Origin of the sequence: Serratia sp. LS-1 (assembly GCF_003719595.1) — a bacterium.
GTDB classification, from domain to species: Bacteria; Pseudomonadota; Gammaproteobacteria; order Enterobacterales; family Enterobacteriaceae; genus Serratia; species Serratia ureilytica.
Map to the genome: position 1 here is coordinate 2,164,226 of NZ_CP033504.1, position 19,457 is coordinate 2,183,682.

General features: G+C 57.7%; 16 protein-coding genes. 7 read left to right on the top strand and 9 right to left on the bottom strand.

Annotation, left to right across the window (positions count from 1 at the left end; all coding sequences use genetic code 11):
* The first annotated feature begins 8 nt into the window (after positions 1-8).
* Positions 9-1,046: an ABC transporter permease gene (locus EDY99_RS10455; RefSeq protein WP_033650230.1), complete on the top strand. Its 1,038-nt coding sequence runs from the start codon at positions 9-11 to the stop codon at positions 1,044-1,046.
* Between the two features lie 33 nt (positions 1,047-1,079).
* The gene (locus EDY99_RS10460; protein WP_069100709.1) at positions 1,080-2,087 is read left to right on the top strand and encodes a substrate-binding domain-containing protein; all 1,008 of its coding nucleotides are present in this window, start codon (positions 1,080-1,082) and stop codon (positions 2,085-2,087) included.
* A gap of 142 nt (positions 2,088-2,229) precedes the next feature.
* Here EDY99_RS10460 and EDY99_RS10465 read toward each other — a convergent pair whose 3' ends face one another.
* Positions 2,230-2,793, bottom strand: coding sequence for a TetR/AcrR family transcriptional regulator (locus tag EDY99_RS10465; protein WP_069100708.1), 564 nt, complete (start codon positions 2,791-2,793; stop codon positions 2,230-2,232).
* A 127-nt stretch (positions 2,794-2,920) separates the two neighbouring features.
* Between EDY99_RS10465 and smfY the strand changes: the two genes are divergently transcribed.
* On the top strand, positions 2,921-4,393 hold the full coding sequence (smfY, locus tag EDY99_RS10470; protein ID WP_123061742.1) for a multidrug efflux MFS transporter SmfY: 1,473 nt from the start codon (positions 2,921-2,923) through the stop codon (positions 4,391-4,393).
* A gap of 200 nt (positions 4,394-4,593) precedes the next feature.
* Positions 4,594-5,085 (top strand): Dps family protein, encoded by a 492-nt coding sequence (locus EDY99_RS10475; protein ID WP_019452735.1) that lies wholly within the window; start codon positions 4,594-4,596, stop codon positions 5,083-5,085.
* Positions 5,086-5,131: 46 nt separating this feature from the next.
* Here EDY99_RS10475 and EDY99_RS10480 read toward each other — a convergent pair whose 3' ends face one another.
* Positions 5,132-5,308, bottom strand: a complete 177-nt coding sequence (locus EDY99_RS10480; RefSeq protein WP_025159792.1) for a YciY family protein — start codon at positions 5,306-5,308, stop codon at positions 5,132-5,134.
* Positions 5,309-5,550: 242 nt separating this feature from the next.
* On the opposite strand from EDY99_RS10480, the gene cls reads away from it, so the two are divergent.
* Both cls and EDY99_RS10490 read left to right on the top strand, forming a co-directional pair.
* Entirely contained in the window at positions 5,551-7,011 is a 1,461-nt protein-coding gene (gene cls, locus EDY99_RS10485; RefSeq protein ID WP_033643295.1) for a cardiolipin synthase, read from the top strand.
* Positions 7,012-7,067: 56 nt separating this feature from the next.
* Positions 7,068-7,391 carry an HI1450 family dsDNA-mimic protein gene (locus EDY99_RS10490; protein WP_004932139.1) on the top strand — a complete coding sequence of 108 codons (324 nt, stop codon included), beginning with the start codon at positions 7,068-7,070 and terminating at the stop codon, positions 7,389-7,391.
* 73 nt (positions 7,392-7,464) lie between these two features.
* On the opposite strand, the gene oppF is transcribed toward EDY99_RS10490, so the two are convergent.
* The 7 genes from oppF to EDY99_RS10525 form a co-directional block, all read right to left on the bottom strand.
* The gene (gene oppF, locus EDY99_RS10495) at positions 7,465-8,466 is read right to left on the bottom strand and encodes a murein tripeptide/oligopeptide ABC transporter ATP binding protein OppF (protein WP_019452737.1); all 1,002 of its coding nucleotides are present in this window, start codon (positions 8,464-8,466) and stop codon (positions 7,465-7,467) included.
* On the bottom strand, positions 8,463-9,479 hold the full coding sequence (locus EDY99_RS10500; protein ID WP_016927496.1) for an ABC transporter ATP-binding protein: 1,017 nt from the start codon (positions 9,477-9,479) through the stop codon (positions 8,463-8,465). The genes oppF and EDY99_RS10500 overlap by 4 nt, the downstream gene beginning before the upstream one ends.
* A gap of 11 nt (positions 9,480-9,490) precedes the next feature.
* Positions 9,491-10,399, bottom strand: a complete 909-nt coding sequence (gene oppC, locus EDY99_RS10505) for an oligopeptide ABC transporter permease OppC (RefSeq protein ID WP_033643297.1) — start codon at positions 10,397-10,399, stop codon at positions 9,491-9,493.
* A 14-nt stretch (positions 10,400-10,413) separates the two neighbouring features.
* Positions 10,414-11,334, bottom strand: coding sequence for an oligopeptide ABC transporter permease OppB (gene oppB, locus EDY99_RS10510; protein WP_004932150.1), 921 nt, complete (start codon positions 11,332-11,334; stop codon positions 10,414-10,416).
* A gap of 83 nt (positions 11,335-11,417) precedes the next feature.
* Entirely contained in the window at positions 11,418-13,055 is a 1,638-nt protein-coding gene (gene oppA, locus EDY99_RS10515) for an oligopeptide ABC transporter substrate-binding protein OppA (RefSeq protein WP_033643298.1), read from the bottom strand.
* Between the two features lie 149 nt (positions 13,056-13,204).
* The gene (locus EDY99_RS10520) at positions 13,205-14,842 is read right to left on the bottom strand and encodes an ABC transporter substrate-binding protein (protein ID WP_103101071.1); all 1,638 of its coding nucleotides are present in this window, start codon (positions 14,840-14,842) and stop codon (positions 13,205-13,207) included.
* Between the two features lie 695 nt (positions 14,843-15,537).
* Positions 15,538-16,182, bottom strand: a complete 645-nt coding sequence (locus tag EDY99_RS10525; RefSeq protein WP_015378089.1) for a YchE family NAAT transporter — start codon at positions 16,180-16,182, stop codon at positions 15,538-15,540.
* A 529-nt stretch (positions 16,183-16,711) separates the two neighbouring features.
* Here EDY99_RS10525 and adhE point away from each other — a divergent pair.
* Positions 16,712-19,384 (top strand): bifunctional acetaldehyde-CoA/alcohol dehydrogenase, encoded by a 2,673-nt coding sequence (gene adhE / locus EDY99_RS10530; protein WP_123061743.1) that lies wholly within the window; start codon positions 16,712-16,714, stop codon positions 19,382-19,384.
* Positions 19,385-19,457: the final 73 nt, after the last annotated feature.

Below are 19,457 nucleotides of genomic sequence, written 5' to 3' on the forward strand. Positions count from 1 at the left end.
AAAAACAAATGAGCAGCGCCCACTCCTTATCACCAGGAATGTCATTTTTCACCCGCAATAAGCGCCGTATGCACAAATACGGCATTATCATCGCCTTCTTCGCGCTGTGCCTGATCGTGGCGCTGATTGGCGAATATCAGGTCGCCCAGGGGGCCTGGAGCAGCAATTATTTTCTCAGCAATGAAAACACCCTGATCGTACTGCGCCAGGTCTCGATCAACGGCATTCTGGCGATAGGCATGACCTTCGTCATCATCACGGCAGGCGTCGATCTCTCCGTCGGCTCGGTGCTGGCGTTAAGCGGCATCGTCGCCGCCCGCTTCGCCACTAACAACAGCGGATTGGCTATCGGCGATACCGCGACCGCCGTTATGGCGCCGCTGATCGTGGCGCTGGGGATCGGCATCGTCTGCGGCCTGGTGAACGGCACAGTGTTGGCTCGCTACCGGCTGCAGCCGTTTATCGTCACCATGGGCATGCTCTCCGCGGCGCGCGGGTTAACCATGTTGACCACCAACGGCAATCCGGTATCGCAATTGAACAGCGATTTCCGCTGGTTAGGCAATGGCTACCTCGGCGGCGTTCCGGTGCCGGTCATCATCTTCATCGTGCTGTTCGCCCTCGCCTGGCTCGTGCTGAATAAAACCCTCTTCGGGCGCTACATCTACGCCGTCGGCGGCAACCCGAAAAGCGCGCGCACCTCGGGGATTAACGTCACGCGCATCAAAATACTGGTGTATACGCTGTGCGGCGCGCTGGCCGGCATCGCCGGCCTGATCCTCACCGCGCGCACCGGTTCGGCGCAAACCAACGCCGGCGCTGGGTATGAGCTGGACGCCATCGCGGCGGTGGTGATCGGCGGCACCAGCATGGCCGGCGGCGTCGGTACGCTGGTCGGCACCTTCTTCGGCGTGCTGATTATCGGGGTGATGAATAACGGCCTCGATCTGCTCGGCGTGCAATCGTACTACCAACAAATTATCAAAGGCGCATTGATCGTTCTTGCCGTCTTGCTCGACCCATCGCGTAAGCAACAGCGCGATTAATAACATCAGACCCAACTCTACCAGGAGAAAACCATGAATAAGACCAAGATAGCGTTGTTTGCCTCTGCCATGCTGTTCGGCAGCCTGTCGGCGGCTCAGGCCACCCCGGTTAAAATCGCGGTATTGATGTACGGCAACAAAGCCGAGTTCGTGCAATTGATGGAAAGGTTCGGCAAGGAACACCCGGCGGTGAAAAGCGGCGAAGCCGTACTGACTTTCTACGATGGGCGTTATGATGCATCGGTGCAAAACGATCAGGCCGCCACCGCTATCCAGACGCGCGCCGATGCCATTATCGTCAACCCGATGGATTTTGAGGCCAATATCGATATCGTCACCAATGCCAACGAAGCCAAAATCCCGGTGGTGGTCACCAACGCGCGCCTGAACACGGACGCGATGACGTCTGAAGTGGTGTCTAATGACGAGCTGGGCGGGTATCTGGAAGCCAAAGCCGTACTGGACAAACTCGACTGCAAGAACCAGAAGGTGAACGTGGTGATTATCGAAGGCCCGAAAGGCGGCAGCGGCGAGATCCAGCGCGGCAAGGGCAATGATAAAGCGATTGCCGAGTGCGGCGCCGGCCAGGTGACCGTGCTTGAACGTAAAACGGCCAACTGGTCACGCGCTGAAGCGCAGCCGCTGATGGAAAACTGGCTGCAGAAACACCGGGGCAAAATCAACGGCGTGATTGGCCAGAACGACGAGATGGCGCTGGGCGCCATCGAAGCGATTAAAGGGGCCGGCCTGAATGTGAAGGACTTCGCGATTGCCGGCGTTGACGGCGTTTCCGACGCGATTCATGCGGTGCAGGCCGGTGAAATGGTCTCTATCCTGCAAGATGCCAAAGGCCAGATGCAGGGTTCCATCGACGTCGCGCTGCGCGCCGTGAAAGGGGAAAGTTATCAACCACAGTCGGATATCTGGAAACAGTACGCCAAAGATCTGAAATGGGAAGGCGGCACGCAGAAGCATTATTATATTCCGTGGACCGTCGTCACCGCAGAGAATGCCCAGCAACTGTTGGACGCGCGCAAGTAATGTCCGGCGCCCCCTGCACTCAGGGGGCCTTTGCTCCGAAGCTTGCCGCAGGCAAAAAAAAGCCAGCACGGAGGGGCTGGCTAAAAAGTTCTTCGAGGGAATATCTTGTGCGATAAACATACGCCTTTCGCCGCACGCTTTACTAGCTATCAGTGCGATAGGCGCTGCCCGTTAAAATCAACGCCTGCATATCGGCGAACATCGTTTCCCATTCCGCCTGGCCGATATCCATCAAACCGAAATAACGCAGCATAAAGGCGCCTTCGGTGGCCAGAAACGCCAGCCGCGCGCGCTTACCCTCTTCGGTAGTCAAATCCAGCCCGGCGATGCGGCTGCGATACCATTCGCGCGTGCTCGCCAGATGCTCCGGCGTTTGAATCAGCGTCGCCATCAACCCGGCGGCCTTGGCGCTGGCGGTCTGATCCGAACTTTGGGTAGCCAACATATGCGCCCGCACGCTGGTCTGCGGCGAAGGATCGTCGCCGGCGATAGCGGCGAACAGCGTCTCGTAGGCACTGCCCCAGCGATCGAACATCGCGTCAATCAGGGCGTCTTTGCTGCCGAAGCAATACTGCACCCCGCCCTTGGAGATCCCCATCGCTTTGGCGACGGCGTCGATGGTTAAACCGGCGGCGCCCTGGGTGGCGACGATCTCTTCGGCGGTGTCCAAAACCTTGTCGCGATCGATGCTGCGTTGACGTCCCATTAAGAAACCCTTCTTTTCAATACGAACGTATGGATATATATTATCACCAGTATACCACCCGGCATCGCCGGAGGGTTACCGCAATGGCGGCGCCTTCGCGCCGCCCACGTAAACTGGATTATGACTTATGTACGCCAAGAACCGCTGGTTGATCCTGACGATGGTCGCCAGCGCCCTTTTCCTGATTGTTATCGACATGACGGTGCTCTATACCGCTCTGCCACGTTTAACCCAGGCGCTGGACGCCAGCGCCTCGCAAAAACTCTGGATCGTCAACGCCTACCCGCTGGTGGTCGCCGGGCTGCTGCCCGGCGCCGGCATGCTGAGCGATCGCGTCGGCCATAAGCGGCTGTTCCTCGCCGGGCTGCCGGTGTTTGCCGTCGCGTCGCTGTGCGCCGCCTTTTCGCCAACCGCCGAATGGCTGATCGCCGCACGGGTGTTCCTCGCCGTTGGCGCGGCAATGATGATGCCCGCCACGTTGTCCATCGTGCGCCACGTCTTTACCGACGAACGCGAACGCGCGCTGGCGATCGGCATCTGGGCTTCAGTGGCCTCGGGCGGCGCGGCCATCGGCCCGGTGGTCGGCGGCCTGCTGCTGGAGTATTTCTGGTGGGGATCGGTGTTCCTGATCAACGTACCGGTGGTGTTGCTGGTCTGGCCGCTGGCGTGGAAACTGATCCCCCGCTGCGGCGGCGATAACCCGCGCCCCGCCGATATCGTCGGCTCGGTGCAAATCATGATCGGTCTGGTCGGCGCTATCTATGCGCTGAAGGAACTGAGTAAGCCGACGCCTGACGTCAGCGCGTTGCTCGCAGCGGCCCTGATCGGCATCCTGTTCCTGGCGCTGTTCGTGCGTCGCCAGCAGCGCAGCGCCCACCCGATGATCGATTTCTCCCTGTTCCGCAACCGGCTGTTCGCCGGCGGCATCGGCGTGGCGCTGCTGTCGATGGTGGCCCTGATCGGCGTCGAGCTGGTGCTCAGCCAACGCCTGCAGCTGGTGCTCGGCCTCAGTCCGCTGCAGGCGGCGCTGTTCATCTTGCCGATCCCGCTGGCCTCGGCGCTGGCGGGGCCGATGGCCGGTTTACTGTTGCCGCGCTATGGCGAACGCAGCATCATCCTCGGCGGTTTCGCCCTGACCGCCTTCGGCATCGCCGGCCTCGCCCTGTTGTATCAAAGCAGCATAGCGCTGCAGCTGGTGAGCCTGGCGTTGGTGGGCTTTGGTCTCGGCGGCGTGATCACCGCCGCGTCCACCGCCATCATGCTGAACGCGCCGGAGGAGAAATCCGGTATGGCGGCCTCTATCGAAGACGTCTCCTACGAGCTGGGCGGCGTACTGGGCGTGACGTTGCTCGGCGGGCTGATGACGGCGGTCTACAGCCATAGTCTGGCGCTGCCGGCGGAGCTGCCGGTCAGCGAGTTGGCCTACGACAGCATCGACGAGGCGTTGCGCCTGGCGGCCGGGATGGCGGCCGATCGCGCGCAGCAGCTGACGCAGTTGGCGCGTTTGGCCTTCGATCGCGCGTTTATCATGGTACTGATCGCCGCCGCGCTGTTAATGGCGCTGGGCGCCGGCGTGGTAAAACTGGCGCTGCGCAAGTAACCGATAAAAGCGGCTTTTTTCGCCTGCGGATCCTGCGTAAACTGATTCGGCAATTTGCTCGACGGATTTATCGTCATCGGTTTGAGCGATGGCAATGATGCCTGTTATCGTGTTTAACCCTGCGATAAATCCGGTTACTGTAACAGCTATGGAAATTGATTCTGTCTACCCTTGGAACGAATAATCAGGAGAAGATTATTATGGCAACGGCGAAGAAAGCAGCGAAAACCCATATCGGCCTCGACAGTAAACAATCGGCAAAACTCGCCGAAGCGCTAAATGCGCTGTTGGCGAATTATCAGGTGCTGTATATGAATGTGCGCGGCTATCACTGGAATATTACCGGCCCGCAATTCTTTGAGCTGCACGCGAAATTCGAAGAAACTTACAACGATCTGCTGACCAAGGTGGATGAGCTGGCGGAACGCATTCTGACGCTGGGCTCGCAGCCGCGCCACGCTTACAGCGACTATCTGAAAACCGCCGATATCAAGGAACACACCAATGTGACCGATGATAAGGGCACGCTGCGCGGCCTGTTGGAAGGGTATTCAATCTTGCTGCAACAGCAGCGTGAACTGCTGACGGTCGCGGCGGACGCCGGCGACGAAGGCACCGCGTCGCTGATGAGCGATTACATCAAAGAGCAGGAAAAACAGGTCTGGATGCTTAACGCCTACCTCGGCAAATAAACCCAGGCGCCATAACAAAACAGTCCCTCACGGGACTGTTTTCGTTTTACCACTCGCAGGATACCGCAAACAGCAGCGCGCGCCGATGCTGATCGTCCAGGCGACGGCGCACCCGGATAATATGGCGATTGCTGCAAGACTGGCGCTCCAGCCAACGATGCCGACGGCGTTGGCTCTGCCGTAACATTCGCCAACGGCCCACTTCATTTCTACTGCGTCTCATAATTCCGTCACTCGTTCGTCTAATGCCAACCGCGGGCATTATAGCCCTTTCAGCCCGCGATCCAAGTCGCCGTTATCGGCGACATCGCAGGTGCCGCGCCGCTAAAAGCCGCCCTTTCGGTTTCGGCAAGTGCCTTAACTTCATCATATTTATGTAACATAAGCGCCGATAAAAGGTTTCGCCTTGACCGATCTGTGCGTACACTCATCATTGGTGGTTTGCGAACGGGATTTTTCGCCTTTATGACAACATTTTATACCGTAATCAGTTGGCTCATGGTGTTCGGCTACTGGCTGCTGATCGCCGGCGTGACGATGCGCATTTTGATGAAACGCCGTGCGGTTCCCTCTGCCATGGCCTGGTTGCTGGTTATCTATATTCTGCCGCTGTTCGGCATCGTCGCCTATTTATCGTTCGGCGAGCTGCATCTGGGCAAGCGCCGGGCCGAGCGCGCCAAGGCCATGTGGCCGTCGACCGCGCGCTGGCTGAAAGAGCTGAAAGAGAGTCGCCGCATCTTCGCCACCGAATACAGTAAAGTCGCCGAACCGCTGTTCCAGCTGTGCAACCGCCGCCAGGGCATCGACGGCGTCAAGGGCAACCAGCTGCAGTTGCTCACCACCACCGACGACACGCTGAAAGCGCTGATCCGCGACATCGAGCTGGCGCGCCACAACATCGAAATGGTGTTCTATATCTGGCAGCCCGGCGGCCTGGTCGATCAGGTGGCCGAATCGCTGATGGCCGCCGCGCGGCGCGGCGTACACTGCCGTCTGATGCTGGACTCCGCCGGCAGCCTGCAATTTTTCCGCAGCCCCTACCCGGCGATGATGCGCAACGCCGGCATCGAAGTGGTCGAAGCGCTGAAGGTCAACCTGCTGCGCGTATTCCTGCGCCGCATGGATCTGCGTCAGCACCGCAAGGTGGTGCTGATCGACAACTACATCGCCTATACCGGCAGCATGAACATGGTCGATCCACGCTATTTCAAACAGGATGCGGGCGTCGGTCAATGGATCGATCTGATGGCGCGCATGGAAGGCCCGGTGGCCACCACCATGGGCATCGTCTATGCCTGCGACTGGGAAATTGAAACCGGCAAGCGCATTTTGCCGCCGCCGCCGGACGTCAACATCATGCCGTTCGAGCAGGAAAGCGGCCACACCATTCAGGTGATCGCCTCCGGCCCCGGCTTCCCCGAGGAAATGATCCACCAGGCACTGCTGACCGCGGTTTATTCCGCGCGCGAACAGCTGATCATGACCACGCCGTACTTCGTGCCGAGCGACGATCTGCTGCACGCCATCTGCACCGCCGCTCTGCGCGGCGTCGAGGTCAGCATCATCGTGCCGCGCGACAACGATTCGATGATGGTGCGCTGGGCCAGCCGCGCGTTCTTCTCCGAGCTGCTGGAAGCCGGCGTGAAAATCTATCAGTTCGAAGGCGGCCTGCTGCACACCAAGAGCGTGCTGGTCGACGGCCAGCTCAGCCTGGTCGGCACCGTCAATCTGGATATGCGCAGCCTGTGGCTGAATTTCGAAATCACCCTGGTGATCGACGACGACGGCTTCGGCAGCGATCTGGCCTGCGTGCAGGAAGATTACATCGCTCGCTCCAAGCTGCTGAACGCCAAAGAGTGGCTGAAGCGGCCGTTCTGGCACCGCCTGGTCGAGCGCCTGTTCTACTTTTTCAGCCCGTTGCTGTAAAAGCCGCGGCGAGCGTGCTTTAATAGCGCCAAATCATTTGTTATCAGGATTTTTTTATGGATTTGAATAACCGCCTTACCGAAGACGAAACGCTGGAACAGGCCTACGACATCTTCCTCGAATTGGCCGGCGACAATCTGGATCCGGCGGATATTCTGCTGTTCAATCTGCAGTTTGAAGAGCGCGGCGGCGCAGAACTGTACGACCCCTCCGAAGACTGGAGCGAGCACGTGGATTACGACCTGAACCCGGACTTCTTCGCCGAAGTGGTGATCGGTCTGGCGGACAGCGACGGCGAGCCGATCAACGACGTGTTCGCCCGCGTGCTGATCTGCCGCGAGAAAGACCACAAGCTGTGCCACATTCTGTGGAAAGAGTGATTCACCGCTAACGTTTCGGATAAAAAAAGCCCCGCTGAATAAGCGGGGCTTTTTGTTGCCGGCTAGCGGCGCATTACAGCGGATCGACCTTCAGGCACGAAACCGCATGGCGGAAACTGCCCTCCAGCAGCGGGCGCGTCTTGGCGCACTCCGGCCCGGCGATCGGGCAGCGGGTGCGGAACACGCAGCCGGACGGCGGGTTGATCGGCGAAGGCAGCTCCCCTTCCAACAGCTGGATCTGCTTTTCCTTCTCCTTGTCCGGATCCGGGATCGGCACCGCCGACATCAGCGCCTTGGTGTAAGGGTGCTGCGGATTGTGGTACACCTCGTCATAGGTGCCCAGCTCCACCGCATGGCCCAGATACATCACCAGCACGCGATCGGAAATGTGCTTCACCACCGCCAAATCGTGGGCGATAAAGATCAATGACAGCCCCATTTCGCGCTGCAGCTGCTGCAGCAGGTTCACCACCTGCGCCTGAATCGACACGTCCAACGCGGAGACCGGCTCGTCGCAGATCACCAGCTTCGGTTCGAGGATCAGCGCGCGCGCGATGCCGATACGCTGGCACTGGCCGCCGGAGAACTCGTGCGGATAACGGTTGATCAGATTAGGCAGCAGGCCGACCTTCAGCATCATCGCCTTGACCTTGTCCTTCACTTCCTGACGCGGCATTTTCGGGTAGTAGGTGCGCAGCGGCTCGGCGATGATTTCGCCGATGGTCATGCGCGGGTTGAGCGAAGCCAGCGGATCCTGGAAGATCATCTGGATATCGCTGCGGGTTTTGCGCCAGTCGGCGTCGCTCATGCCCAGCAGATCTTTACCCAGCCAGGCGACGCGCCCGCTGGTGGCCTTCACCAGGCCGATGATGGCGCGCGCGAAGGTGGATTTGCCGCAGCCGGATTCGCCGACCACGCCCAGGGTTTCCCCTTCGAACAGCCGCAGCGTAACGCCGTCGACCGCCTTCAGGGTTTTCGGCGGCTGCCAGAACCACTGCTTGTCGTCATGAATGTCGAAGTGCACTTTCAGATCGGCCACTTCGAGCAGCACTTTCTTGTCGGTTACCGCTGTCATACCAACGCCTCCACCGGTTTAAAGCAGGCGCGCAGGCGCCCTTCCCCAAATTGCTCCAACGGCGGAGCGCTCGCGCACTGTTCCATGGCGTACGGGCAGCGCGGCTGGAACGGGCAGCCTTTCGGCAACCGCAGCAGGTTCGGCGGGTTGCCGGGAATAGTCAGCAACGCCTCGCCTTCGGCGTCGAGACGCGGCACCGCGTTCAACAGACCGATGGAATACGGGTGGCTCGGCTGGTAGAACACCTCGCGCGCGCTGCCGTATTCCATGGTACGCCCGGCGTACATCACCAGCACCTTGTTGCAGATGCCGGCCACCACGCCCAGATCGTGGGTGATCATGATGATGGCGGTGTTGAACTCGCGCTTCAGCTCGTTGAGCAACGTCATGATCTGCGCCTGGACGGTCACGTCCAGCGCGGTGGTCGGTTCATCGGCGATCAGCAGCTTCGGCCGGCACAGCAGCGCCATGGCGATCATCACGCGCTGGCGCATGCCGCCGGAAAACTCGTGCGGGTACATGCGCATGCGCTTGCGCGCTTCCGGCATTTTCACCGCGTCGAGCATGCGCACCGACTCTTCGAAGGCTTCGCTTTTACTCATTTTCTTATGCAGCATCAGCACTTCCATCAGCTGTTCGCCAACGCGCATATAAGGGTTCAGCGAGGTCATCGGGTCCTGGAAGATCATCGAGATTTCCTCGGCCCGCAGCTTGTTGAGCTGATTTTCCGGCAGGTTGAGGATTTCACGGCCGTTGAATTTGGCCGAGCCGCCGATGCGGCCATTGCTGGCCAGCAGCCCCATCAGCGCGAACGCGGTCTGCGATTTGCCGGAGCCGGATTCACCGACGATGCCCAGCGTTTCACCGGCGCGCAGATCGAAGTTCAGATCGTTCACCGCCGTCACGTCGCCGTCCGGGGTGGAAAACGTGACACGCAGGTCTTTCACGTCCAGCAGCGGCGACGCTTTAACGCCGACGGCGGTTTGCAGTTGAGGATGTTCAATGGTGCTCATGGTTGCACTCCTTAACGATCTTTCGGGTCGAGGGCGTCACGCAGGCCATCGCCGATAAAGTTGAAACAGAACAGAGTGACGACCAGGAAACCCGCCGGGAACAGCAGCAACCACGGTGAAACTTCCATTGAGTTGGCGCCGTCGCTGAGCAATGCGCCCCAGCTGCTCAACGGTTCCTGCGTGCCCAGCCCCAGGAAGCTGAGGAAGGACTCGAACAGGATCATGCTCGGCACCAGCAGCGAGGCATACACCACCACCACGCCGAGCACGTTAGGCACGATATGCCGCAGCACGATGTTGCGCGTGGAGACGCCGCACACCAGCGCCGCTTCGATGAACTCCTTGCGCTTCAGGCCAAGGGTTTGCCCGCGCACGATACGCGCCATATCCAGCCACGACACCATGCCGATCGCCACGAAGATCAGCAGGATATTCTGACCAAAGAAGGTCACCAGCAGGATAACGAAGAACATGAACGGGAAGGAGTTGAGGATCTCCAACAGGCGCATCATCACCGAGTCGACCTTACCGCCCAGATAGCCGGACATCGCGCCGTACAGGGTGCCCACCACTACCGCCACCAGCGCGGCGGCCACGCCGACCATCAGCGAGATGCGCCCGCCGATCGCCACGCGCACCAGCAGATCACGCCCGGAGGAGTCGGTGCCGAAGTAGTGCCCCGATTCCATGCTCGGCGCGGCGGACATCATCGCCCAATCCGTATCGTCGTAGGCAAATTGCGACAGCATCGGCGCCAGCACCACAAACAGCGTGATCAGCGCCAGAATGAACAGGCTGCCGACCGCCGCGCGGTTGTGCATAAAGCGCCGACGCGCGTCTTGCCACAGGCTGCGCCCTTCCACTTCCAGCTTCTCGCTGAAGTGCTCCAGAGCTTCGCTGTTCTTTTTAGTCAACATCATTCGCGTGCTCCAGATTAATAACGGATTTTCGGATCGATGACCGCATACAGCACATCGACGATCGCGTTGAACAGAATGGTCAGAGCGCCAACCAGAATGGTCAGGCTCAACACTAGGGAGTAGTCGCGGTTCAGCGCGCCGTTAACGAACAGCTGGCCGATCCCCGGCAGACCGTAGATGGTTTCGATCACCATCGAACCGGTGATGATCCCGACGAACGCCGGGCCCATGTAGGACAGTACCGGCAGCAGCGCCGGCTTCAGCGCGTGGCGGAAAATGATCCGACGCATCGGCAAACCTTTGGCGCGCGCGGTGCGAATGAAGTTGGAGTGCAGCACTTCAATCATCGAGCCGCGCGTGATACGGGCGATGCTGGCGATATAGGCCAGCGACAGCGCCACCATCGGCAAGATGATGAACTTAGGCGCGCCGCCGTTCCAGCCGCCGCCCGGCAGCCATTTCAACGTAATCGCGAAGATCAGCACCAAGAGCGGCGCCACCACGAAACTGGGTATCACCACCCCGGTCATGGCGAACCCCATCACCGTATAGTCCCATTTGGTGTTTTGATTCAACGCCGCGATCACGCCGGCGCTAACGCCCAGCACCACCGCCAACAGAAACGCGGCCAGACCGAGCTTGGCGGACACCGGGAAAGAACTGGCCACCAAATCGTTGACCGAATAGTCCTTGTATTTAAAGGACGGGCCGAAGTCTCCCTGCGCAAGCTGCGCCAGATAATGACCGTACTGTTTCCAGATCGGGTCGTTCAAATGGTATTTGGCTTCGATATTCGCCATGACTTCCGGCGGCAATGCGCGTTCCCCGGTAAATGGACTGCCGGGCGCGAGGCGCATCATGAAGAATGAGATGGTAATAAGGATAAATAGTGTCGGGATCGCTTCCAACAAGCGACGAAGTATAAATTTCAGCATTGCCCTAACCCTGTGCGACAGCCTGATGACGGCTTATTATTCTCAACATGGGCCGGCGGCCTACGCCGCCGGCTCTTACCGTATCAATGCTTGATGATGTACAGGTTTTTGTCGTACACGTTATCAAGCGGGTCTTTGCCGGTGTAGCCACCGACGTAAGGTTTCACCAAACGGGCGTTCACGTAGTAATACAGCGGAACGATGGCGGAATCTTTATCCAGCTGAACTTCCGCTTTCTGATACAGATCGGCGCGCTCGTCTTTGGTCTTCGCGGTCAACACGTTGGCCATCAGCTTGTCGAACTCGGCGCTCTTGTAGTGCGGGGTGTTACTGCTGCTGTCGGACAGCATCATGTTCAGGAACGAACTCGGTTCGTTGTAGTCGGCGCACCAGCCGGCGCGCGATACGTCATAGGTGCCCTGATGGCGGGTATCCAGGAAGGTTTTCCACTCCTGGTTCACCAGCTTCACGTCCACGCCCAGGTTTTTCTTCCAGATGGAGGCGGCGGCGATCGCCAGCTTCTTGTGCAAGTCGGAGGTGTTGTACAGCAGGGAGAAGGTCAGCGGTTTACCCGGGCCGTAGCCGGCGTCCGCCAGCAGTTTCTTCGCCACTTCGTTGCGTTTTTCCTGCGTCCAGCCGAACCACTCCGGCGGGGTCAGCTTGGCGCCGTCGGTGTATGGCGGCGTAAAGCTGTAGGCCGGCAGATCGCCCTGGTTTTTCACCTTGTTGACGATGATGTCGCGGTCCATGCCCAGCTTCAGCGCTTCACGCACGCGCGCATCGGTGAACGGCGCCTTCTGGTTGTTGATTTCGTAATAGTAGGTGCACAGATAAGGATCGACGTGCACCTCTTTCGGGATCTCTTTCTTCAACTTCTGGAACAGTTCGATCGGCATGTTGTTGTAGGTCATGTCGATTTCACCGGTGCGGTAGCGGTTAACGTCGGTCACTTCCGACGAAATAGGCAGGAACGTCACTTTATTGATGATGGTTTTGGCGTTATCCCAGTATTCCGGGTTACGTTCCAGTACGATGCGTTCGTTGACAACCCAGTCTTTCAGTTTGTAGGCGCCGTTGCTGACGTAGTTGGCCGGCAGCGTCCACTTCTCGCCAAACTTCTCTACCGCGTCCTTATAGACCGGTTTCATGGCGTAGTGTGGGGTCATTTCAACCAGATAAGGCACCGGCTCGCTCAGGGTCACCTGGAAGGTGTGGTCGTCGATGGCCTTCACGCCCAGCGTCGACTTGTCTTTTTTACCGGCGATGATGTCATCGACATTTTCTACGTGGGCGTACTGCAGGTAGCTGGCGTAAGGCGACGCGGTTTTCGGATCCACCACGCGCTGCCAGCTGTAAACGAAATCTTGCGCCGTCACCGGCTTGCCGTTGGACCATTTGGCGTCTTTACGCAGGTGGAAGGTCCAGACTTTGAAATCCTTGTTATCCCAGCTTTCCGCGACGCCCGGCACGATGGAACCGTCCGGGCTGTTGTTCGCCAGGCCTTCCATCAGATCGCGGGTCACGTTGTTTTCCGGCACGCCCTCGATTTTATGCGGGTCAAGCGACTGCACTTCGGAACCGTTGTTTTTGACGATTTCTTGCTTGTCGGCCAGTTGCACGCCTGCAGGAACGTCGGCCGCGAAGGCGGAGGTGGTTGCTGTGATGCCGAGTGCGGCGATGACGCCGGCGGCAATGAGGGTTTTCTTCGTGATGTTGGTCATACTTATCGACTCCAGTTTTTTATTATCACAGGCTCTTCGTGGAACCTGCGTTGCCCGTAAGCGGACTCTGTTTTCCCGCCGCTGCGGAACGAATGCGGCGGCGGGCCTTCCCCATATTCCCCTGCGGTTCAGCGTGAGGAATACCCCTTTTACTGCTTGATGATGTACAGATTTTTAACGTCGGTATAGTCCAGCGGATCTTTGCCGGTGAACCCGCCTACCGTCGGTTTGATCAAACGCGCACTGACGCGGTAATACACCGGAATCAATGCGGAGTCTTTGTCCAACTGCGTTTCCGCCTGTTGGTAGAGCGCGGCGCGCGCGGCTTCATCCGGCGCCTTCAGCGTGGCGGCCATGATGGCGTCGAACGCCGGGCTCTTGTAAAACACGGTGTTGATGCTGCTGTTGGACAGCACCAGGTTCAGGAAGGCGCTCGGCTCGTTGTAATCCCCGCACCAGGTGGCGCGCGCCACGTCGTACTGCCCCTGATGGCGGCTTTCCAGCGAGGTCTTCCACTCCTGGTTGCGCAGCGTGACGTCGGCGCCGAGGTTCTTCTTCCACATCGATGCGGCGGCGATCGCCTGCTGTTTGTTTTGATCGGAGGTGTTGTACAGCAGCGAGAACTTCAGCGGCTTGGCGGCGCTGTAACCCGCTTCCGCCAGCAGTTTTTTGGCTTCGGCGTTGCGCTGTTCCTGGCTCCAGCCGGCCCACGCGGGCTGCGTGAAGTTGGCGCCTTCGGTGAAGGTCGGCGTGAAGCTGTAGGCCGGGATCTGCCCCTGGCCCATGATTTTGTTGGCGATAATGTCGCGATCCAGCGTCATCTTCACCGCCGCACGCACCCGCGGATCGGTGAACGGCGCCCGCTGGTTATTGAGTTCGTAATAGAAAGTGCACAGATAAGGGTTAACGTGCAGTTGATCGGGCACCTCGCGCTTCATTTTGACGTACAGGTACGGCGGAATGGCGCTGTTGGTGATATCGATCTCGCCGCTGCGGAAGCGATTGACGTCGCTGACTTCAGAAGCGATCGGCAGGAAGGTCGCCTGGTTGATCACCGTCTGCTTGTTATTCCAGTAGCTCGGGCTGCGCTCCACCACAATGCGCTCGTTCACCACCCACTCTTTCAGGCGGTAAGCGCCGTTGCCGACATAGTTAGCGGGCAGCGTCCATTTATCGCCGAATTTCTCCACCACCGCGCGTTTGACCGGTTTGAGCGACGTGTGGCTCAGCATGCTGATGAAATACGGCACCGGTTCGCTCAGGGTCACCTGCAGCGTTTGATCGTCCAGCGCCTTGACGCCGAGAGTCTGCGGGCTCTTTTTGCCGGTCAGGATGTCGTCGATATTCTCGACTTTGGTGTACTGCAGGTAACTGGCGTAGGGAGAAGCGATTTTCGGATCGGCCAGGCGCTGCCAACTGTAGACGAAGTCTTGCGCAGTGACCGGGCTGCCGTCGCTCCATACCGCGCCGGGGCGCAGGTGGAAGGTCCACTGCCGATAATCCTGGTTTTCCCAGCTCGCCGCCGCCGCCGGTACCACATGCCCGTTGGCGTCGGTGCTCACCAGCCCTTCCAGCAGGTTAAGAATGATATTGCTTTCGGGCACGCCCTCGACCTTATGCGGATCCAATGAAGCCACTTCGCTGCCGTTGTTGATGACAATATTCTGCTGCTGCGCCAATTGGACGCCGGCCGGAACCTCCGCCGCCAAACTGCTATTTACGGCAATGACGCTCAACGCGCCGCTAATCAACAAGGTCAAAGAAGTGCGCTTCAGGGTTTGCTGCATAATCGAGGCTCCTTTTCACCGACAAGCATCGCTTATCGAAGTTTGTGAAGTGTTTATAAGAATTCTAAATAAACGGATACCAGCAAAAATCATTCCCGTTTTTATGGCGCATTTCAGTTAATTGACCACGGGAAAGTTGCTCGGAAATTAGCAGAAGCCAAATTCCATAGCCAATAAATTTTACAAAAATGTTAAGCAATTCTCTTTTATCGCACCAAGCCCGATCCGGCCCTTGTGATGAAGGGCAAAGGAAGACATGAAAAAAACTTTGATTTTAAAGGAGAAAACTCAAAATTAGTTTCATTTGAAACTGTCGACGCAATACCATTGCCGCACAAAGAAACATTCAGTTAACAAACCAGCCATTCAAAGAACAAACACCTGCCTACAGGCGGTTAATCACTAATAACACCTGGATGAAAGTGAGACAAGCCCCACAGAATGATGTGATTAATTTAACAACAGCTTTACCGTTTAACGAGGAGAAAACGCGCGGAAATGGGGAAAGAAAAGTGTCTGAAATAACGCTTAGCGTTTTTTTTAAGCAGCAACATGAGATTTATGCAACATAAGAGTGCAATGGCATAAATTTTATTCATCTTGTGCACTATAATAATGCGAACCAATAAATAATTTAACTTTTAAAATTAATTTTAGCCGCGCTCAAGGTCAGAGGCGCGGCCAAGCGAGAGCGATTACAACAGGCCGGGGAATATCGCCTTAATGCCGGTAACGATAAATTCGATCCCGAGCGCCATCAGCAACAGGCCCATGATACGGGTGATCACGTTGATGCCGGTCTGCCCAAGCAAACGCACCAACAGCGGCGCGGCGCGGAACAATAACCAGCAGCAAAAAGCGAATAAGGCGATCGCCACCGTAAAGCCGAGCAGGCTTTGCCAATTGTGATAACGGGAACTCCACACGATGGTGGAACTGATCGCCCCCGGCCCCGCCATCAATGGCAGCGCTAACGGCACCACGCCGATGCTTTCGCGGATCGCGCTCTCCGATTTCTCCTGTTTGTTCTGCTTATCTTCACCCAGCTTGCCGCTGATCATCGACATGGCGATGGTCACCACCAAAATACCGCCAGCGATGCGGAACGAATCGATGGAGATACCGAACATCCGCAATATCCCTTCACCCAGGAACAGCGATGTCCATAGAATGATGGCAACCGACAGGTTGGCGGTCAGGTTGGTTTTATTGCGCCCCGCTTCCGCCTGGTAACTGGTCATACTGATAAACACCGGCAAGATGCCCACCGGGTTGACCAGCGCAAACAGACCGACAAAGAACTTGATAAAGCCGGAAAGATCCAACAGAGATTGGCCCACAGATGGCTCCGCGTTAATTGCTGTAAAGGTGTGCTGACTATGCGCGCTAATGTAATGGAATTGCCGCGGGTAATCCATCCGGCCAGAGCAGCATTTTTGACTACCAGCAAGTTAGGCAACAAAACAAATGCCCTTTGTTAAAGTGATGTATGGCCTTTTGATTTTTTATGTTGAAAAAAGAGTCACCGATCACAGTTATTGAGAATCACTCTCAAAAACACCAAGCTGAAAGGTGTCAGCTTGCACTTTTCATGATTTAGATCACAAATCAACTACCCAACAGTGGGTAAGCTCTTAGTCGTAGTCAGGGAGTAGAACAAAGTAGGCCGCAGCATCGCCGGTTCCGTTCTCCTCACTGCCTGCCCCTCCGGTTGGCGTAGGGTAAAGCTCTTTAAGCAAATCAGCAGCATGCGAAGAAATAACGCGGGAAGACCCCGGTATTCTCATCACCGCTTATCCCCGTTACGACTATACTAGTGGCTCGCACGGCTTATTTACTGAAAGAGTTTAACATTATCAGGAGAGCATTATGGCTGTAACGAATGTCGCTGAACTGAACGAGCTTGTCGCACGTGTCAAAAAAGCCCAGCGCGAATATGCCAACTTCACTCAAGAGCAAGTGGATAAAATCTTCCGCGCTGCCGCCCTCGCCGCTGCTGATGCCCGTATCCCGTTGGCCAAAATGGCCGTGGAAGAATCCGGAATGGGTATCGTCGAAGACAAAGTGATCAAAAACCACTTCGCTTCCGAGTACATCTACAACGCCTATAAAGATGAAAAAACCTGTGGCATCCTGTCTGAAGATGACACTTTCGGTACCATCACCATCGCCGAACCTATCGGCCTGATTTGCGGTATCGTTCCTACCACCAACCCAACTTCTACCGCGATCTTCAAAGCGCTGATCAGCCTGAAAACCCGCAACGGCATCATCTTCTCGCCGCACCCGCGTGCGAAGAATGCCACCAACAAAGCCGCCGACATCGTGCTGCAAGCCGCTATCGCCGCCGGCGCGCCGAAAGACATCATCGGTTGGATCGACCAACCTACCGTCGAGCTGTCCAACCAGCTGATGCACCACCCTGACATCAACCTGATCCTGGCCACCGGTGGCCCGGGCATGGTGAAAGCCGCCTACAGCTCCGGCAAACCGGCAATCGGCGTAGGCGCCGGTAACACGCCGGTCGTGGTGGACGAGACCGCAGACATCAAACGCGTGGTCGCCTCTATCCTGATGTCCAAAACCTTCGACAGCGGCGTTATCTGCGCTTCCGAACAGTCGGTCATCGTCGTTGACGCTATCTATGATGCGGTACGCGAGCGCTTCGCTTCCCACGGCGGCTATCTGCTGCAGGGCAAAGAACTGAAGGCGGTGCAGGACATCATCCTGAAAAACGGCGGCCTGAACGCGGCCATCGTCGGGCAATCCGCGCCGAAAATCGCCGAGATGGCGGGCATTAAAGTGCCGGCCAACACCAAAGTGTTGATCGGCGAAGTGAAGCTGGTCGACGAGTCCGAACCTTTCGCCCATGAAAAACTGTCGCCGACGCTGGCGATGTACCGCGCCAAAGACTTCGAAGACGCCGTCGCCAAAGCCGAAAAATTGGTCGCCATGGGCGGTATCGGGCACACCTCTTGCCTGTATACCGACCAGGATAACCAAACGGCTCGCATCGCCTACTTCGGCGATAAAATGAAAACGGCTCGCATCCTGATCAACACCCCGGCTTCTCAGGGCGGTATCGGCGACCTGTATAACTTCAAACTCGCGCCTTCGCTGACGCTGGGTTGCGGTTCCTGGGGTGGTAACTCCATCTCTGAAAACGTCGGACCTAAGCACCTGATCAACAAGAAAACTGTAGCGAAGCGAGCAGAAAACATGTTGTGGCATAAACTTCCGAAATCGATCTACTTCCGCCGTGGCTCACTGCCAATCGCGCTGGAAGAAGTGGCGACCGACGGGGCGAAACGCGCCTTCATCGTGACCGACCGTTTCCTGTTCAACAACGGCTATGCTGACCAGATCACCAAGGTTCTCAAGACACACGGCATCGAAACCGAAGTGTTCTTCGAAGTGGAAGCCGATCCGACGCTGAGCATCGTGCGTAAAGGCGCCGAGCAGATGAACTCCTTCAAACCGGACGTCATCATCGCGCTGGGCGGCGGCTCGCCGATGGACGCCGCGAAAATCATGTGGGTGCTGTACGAACATCCTGAAACCCACTTCGAGGATCTGGCGCTGCGCTTCATGGACATTCGCAAGCGTATCTACAAGTTCCCGAAAATGGGCGTCAAAGCGAAGATGATCGCCATCACCACGACGTCAGGCACCGGTTCGGAAGTCACGCCATTCGCCGTCGTGACCGACGACGCCACCGGGCAGAAATACCCGCTGGCCGACTATGCGCTGACCCCGGACATGGCGATTGTCGACGCCAACCTGGTGATGAACATGCCGAAATCCCTGTGCGCCTTCGGCGGCCTGGATGCGGTGACCCACGCGCTGGAAGCCTACGTGTCGGTGCTGGCGAACGAATACTCTGACGGCCAGGCGCTGCAAGCGTTGAAACTGTTGAAAGAGTATCTGCCGGCCAGCTATAAAGAAGGCGCGAAGAACCCGGTTGCCCGTGAACGCGTGCACAACGCCGCCACCATCGCCGGTATCGCTTTCGCCAACGCCTTCCTCGGGGTTTGTCACTCCATGGCGCACAAACTGGGTTCGGAGTTCCACATTCCGCACGGCCTGGCGAACGCGATGCTGATTTCCAACGTCATTCGTTACAACGCGAACGACAACCCAACCAAGCAGACGGCCTTCAGCCAGTACGACCGCCCTCAGGCGCGCCGCCGCTACGCTGAAATCGCCGACCACCTCGGCCTGAGCGCGCCGGGCGACCGCACCGCGCAGAAGATTGAGAAGTTGCTGGCCTGGCTGGACGAGCTGAAAACCGAGTTGGGCATCCCAGCTTCCATCCGTGAGGCGGGTGTGCAGGAAGCCGACTTCCTGGCGAAAGTCGACAAGCTGTCGGAAGACGCTTTCGACGACCAATGCACCGGCGCCAACCCACGCTATCCGCTGATTGCCGAACTCAAGCAAATCATGCTGGATACCTTCTATGGCCGCGAGTTCAGCGAAACGGTGGAAGAGGAAGCGGCTGCACCGGTCGCAGCCAAAACCGCGGTAAAGAAGCCCAAGAAATAACGGTTCCGTGAACCGATGAAAAAACCCGCCGAATGGCGGGTTTTTTATTGCGCCTAGCGCGCGGTTTTTCTTA

Coding starts and splice junctions, on each gene's coding strand:
- EDY99_RS10500 (WP_016927496.1), bottom strand. CDS start 9,479: ATGAGCACCATTGAACATCCTCAACTGCAAACCGCCGTCGGCGTTAAA.
- EDY99_RS10465 (WP_069100708.1), bottom strand. CDS start 2,793: ATGGGACGTCAACGCAGCATCGATCGCGACAAGGTTTTGGACACCGCC.
- oppF (WP_019452737.1), bottom strand. CDS start 8,466: ATGACAGCGGTAACCGACAAGAAAGTGCTGCTCGAAGTGGCCGATCTG.
- EDY99_RS10460 (WP_069100709.1), top strand. CDS start 1,080: ATGAATAAGACCAAGATAGCGTTGTTTGCCTCTGCCATGCTGTTCGGC.
- EDY99_RS10520 (WP_103101071.1), bottom strand. CDS start 14,842: ATGCAGCAAACCCTGAAGCGCACTTCTTTGACCTTGTTGATTAGCGGC.
- oppA (WP_033643298.1), bottom strand. CDS start 13,055: ATGACCAACATCACGAAGAAAACCCTCATTGCCGCCGGCGTCATCGCC.
- adhE (WP_123061743.1), top strand. CDS start 16,712: ATGGCTGTAACGAATGTCGCTGAACTGAACGAGCTTGTCGCACGTGTC.
- oppB (WP_004932150.1), bottom strand. CDS start 11,334: ATGCTGAAATTTATACTTCGTCGCTTGTTGGAAGCGATCCCGACACTA.
- EDY99_RS10490 (WP_004932139.1), top strand. CDS start 7,068: ATGGATTTGAATAACCGCCTTACCGAAGACGAAACGCTGGAACAGGCC.
- EDY99_RS10455 (WP_033650230.1), top strand. CDS start 9: ATGAGCAGCGCCCACTCCTTATCACCAGGAATGTCATTTTTCACCCGC.
- oppC (WP_033643297.1), bottom strand. CDS start 10,399: ATGATGTTGACTAAAAAGAACAGCGAAGCTCTGGAGCACTTCAGCGAG.
- EDY99_RS10480 (WP_025159792.1), bottom strand. CDS start 5,308: ATGAGACGCAGTAGAAATGAAGTGGGCCGTTGGCGAATGTTACGGCAG.
- smfY (WP_123061742.1), top strand. CDS start 2,921: ATGTACGCCAAGAACCGCTGGTTGATCCTGACGATGGTCGCCAGCGCC.
- cls (WP_033643295.1), top strand. CDS start 5,551: ATGACAACATTTTATACCGTAATCAGTTGGCTCATGGTGTTCGGCTAC.
- EDY99_RS10475 (WP_019452735.1), top strand. CDS start 4,594: ATGGCAACGGCGAAGAAAGCAGCGAAAACCCATATCGGCCTCGACAGT.